The sequence below is a fragment of the Dissulfurispira sp. genome (assembly GCF_036745535.1).
Taxonomy (GTDB): domain Bacteria; phylum Nitrospirota; class Thermodesulfovibrionia; order Thermodesulfovibrionales; family Dissulfurispiraceae; genus Dissulfurispira.
Genome location: NZ_DAIOFX010000138.1, coordinates 1 through 2,758, shown reverse-complemented (window position 1 = coordinate 2,758; position 2,758 = coordinate 1). Strand labels below are relative to the sequence as shown.

The window sequence follows — 2,758 nt, the reverse complement described above, 5'->3', positions numbered from 1 at the left end:
AGAAAAACTCAACAATACTGCAACTGCGATTTTAAGACTCGTGCTGATCTTCATAGATAAATCCTCCACCGTTTATATTTATTTCCCGACATTATGAGGAATATGAAGCCGGCTTCACATTCCTCATAAAAAAATTACTTAAAAATTAACATATTTTTCTGTAAATTTATTGTAAATATTATTCGATTGCCTTTGTGGCTGCCTCGATCATGAGCGTCTCTTCCGATTTGCCGAGCAGCCTGTCCATGTCGAGGAGTATTATGAGCCTGTCCTCAAGCTTTGCTATGCCCTTTATAAACTCCGTGCTTATGTTCGATGCCATGGGAGGCGTTGGTTCCACGATGTCTGACGGCACCCTCAAGACCTCGGATACCGAATCCACCACAAGGCCCATGGTAATGCCCTGTATGTCCATTATCATTATCCTCGACTGCTCATCGCTTTCCCTTTCAGCAAGGCCGAACTTCCTTCTGAGATTCACCACCGGTATCACCTTTCCCCTGAGGTTTATCACCCCTTCAACATAAGATGGCGAGTTGGGCACCCTTGTAATCTCCTTCATCCTGTTTATTTCCTGAACCTTCAGGATGTCAACTGCGTACTCCTCGTTGCCGAGGGTGAAGGTTACGAGCTGCAATATCGCATTGCTCCCTGAAGATTTCATAACATCTGTCGTGCCTGATACTGCTACTACTTCGTTCATATCAACCCCCTGTTTTTTAATATTAATTCTATGCCTTCCACGTAATTATACTAATTAACGACAAAAATATGAATATTTTATGTATTGCTTTTTATCCTGTTTATTATCTCTGTTGTTGAAACGCCGCTAATATAGGGTAGGCTGTGAGTCTCTGGCACGATGTCAGAGCCCACGATGTCCTCTTTCTTCCAGTCGCCGCCTTTTACAAGGACATCAGGCATTAGATGTTTGATCAGTTCATATGGAGTATCTTCATTAAATATTGTCACATAATCCACCATTTCAAGGGATGACAGGACTTCTGCCCTATGCGATTCGGGATTTATGGGTCTTTTGGGTTTCAGTCTGTTTACAGATGAATCGGAGTTTAAGCCGATAACCAATACATCGCCTAATTTTTTAGCCTCCCTTAGATACCTGACATGCCCGATATGTATGATGTCAAAACAGCCATTGGTGAAGACGATTTTTTTCCCATCGGTCTTGAGCCCGTCTATCACTGTTTTCAGGTTATCCCAGTCCAGTATCTGTCCCATGAACCACCAATTTCTCCTTTGCCTTTTCCAATATCTCCCTGTCACTTCTGTATGATACCTGTTTTATTGCATCCTCTATGTCAAACCACCGTGCCTCGTCAACTTCCCAACAGTAATCTCCTATGTTCCCGCTGATATATTCCAGCAGAAAGTACGAGACCGTTTTCCTGCATTTTATGTTTTCGTCTTTAAGATAAAACCAGTAGGATTTATCGCCGAGTGTGTCCATGATTCTGCCGGTGAGTCCTGTCTCTTCCCTTATTTCCCTTACTGCAGAGGTCTCTGGCTGCTCTCCCTTGTCTATTATGCCCTTGGGCAATGTCCATACGGTTTTGTTTTTTGTGGAGATGAGGGCTACTTCAAACTCCCCCCCTTTTTTTCTGAATATAACGCCGCCTGCCGAATGCAAATGCTTTATTGTTGCCGGTCTCAAGGCAGTGGCTTCCCGCTGATTAATCTGAAGATGTCATTGTACATCGCAAATACCATAAGGGTAATTATCACAGCAAGTCCGATGCGCTGGGCTATCATCATGGCCTTTTCGCTCAAAGGCTTTTTCCTTATGGCCTCTATGCCCAGGAATAAGAGGTGTCCTCCATCGAGGATCGGTATGGGCAGAAGATTCAGTATACCAAGGTTTATGCTGATTACTGCTGCAAAGGTGAAGAAATTCAATGCCCCTGCCGTAGCCTGTTTTTCTGCAAGCTGGAAGATGAGGATGGGGCCTCCGATGGTATCTGCAGGGATTATACGCTGAATGAGCTTTATTATCCCGACGATTGTCAGAGCAGATATCTCCCATGTCCTCAGGAAGGCGTTCTTTACGGAATTGTATACATTCTCTTTTATCTTAATTGTCTCTCCTGAAGGCTTTACTCCGATGAGCCCGATCTCTTTCTCCTCTCCGAATATATCTTTTACTTTTTTACTTTCAGGGGTAATGGATATATCGATTATTTCCGATCCCCTTTGAACCTTCAGATTGAGCGCCTTGTTTGCACTTCCATAGATTATATCTGTCATTTCTCCCCAGTGTCTTATAGGCCTTCCGTCTATTGTCATAATCCTGTCGCTTTTTGACAGCCCTGCTTTTAATGCAGGTGTATCGGGCATTATCTCTCCTACAACAGGAAGGAGTGTCGGCACTCCTATCATAAACACGAAGAAGAAGATAACCACTGCTGTTAAAAGGTTGAATATGGGCCCTGCAAAGACTATGGATGCCCTTTTCAGTATAGGCTGGTTTTTATAAGACCTTTCTTTTTCCGAATTTTTCACTTCTTCTTCGGGCTCCTCTCCAAGCATCTTCACATATCCTCCCAAAGGAACAGCCGATATGAGGTATTCTGTATCTCCTATCTTTTTGCCGATGACCTTTGGCCCGAAGCCGAGGGAAAACCTGAGGACCTTCACTCCGCTCATTTTTGCGAATATGAAATGTCCCAATTCATGGATGAATATGAGAAACCCGAACAAAAGTATGGCAGATAAAATGCTCATCTAAATTAATTTTCCTCCT

The 2,758-nt window shown here is 43.4% G+C and carries 4 protein-coding genes; all 4 read right to left on the bottom strand.

Annotated features, from left to right (window positions below):
- Positions 1–178 precede the first annotated feature (178 nt).
- The 4 genes from V7L97_RS12075 to rseP all read right to left on the bottom strand — a co-directional run bounded on the left by V7L97_RS12075 (position 179) and on the right by rseP (position 2,739).
- Positions 179–664: a chemotaxis protein CheW gene (locus V7L97_RS12075; RefSeq protein ID WP_442891840.1), complete on the bottom strand. Its 486-nt coding sequence runs from the start codon at positions 662–664 to the stop codon at positions 179–181.
- Between the two features lie 116 nt (positions 665–780).
- Positions 781–1,239, bottom strand: coding sequence for a D-glycero-beta-D-manno-heptose 1-phosphate adenylyltransferase (gene rfaE2 / locus V7L97_RS12070; protein WP_333656325.1), 459 nt, complete (start codon positions 1,237–1,239; stop codon positions 781–783).
- Positions 1,214–1,672 (bottom strand): NUDIX hydrolase, encoded by a 459-nt coding sequence (locus V7L97_RS12065; protein ID WP_333656323.1) that lies wholly within the window; start codon positions 1,670–1,672, stop codon positions 1,214–1,216. Before V7L97_RS12065 ends, rfaE2 begins: the two co-directional genes overlap by 26 nt.
- Positions 1,669–2,739, bottom strand: coding sequence for an RIP metalloprotease RseP (gene rseP, locus V7L97_RS12060; RefSeq protein ID WP_333656322.1), 1,071 nt, complete (start codon positions 2,737–2,739; stop codon positions 1,669–1,671). The genes V7L97_RS12065 and rseP overlap by 4 nt, the downstream gene beginning before the upstream one ends.
- Between the last annotated feature and the right edge of the window lie 19 nt (positions 2,740–2,758).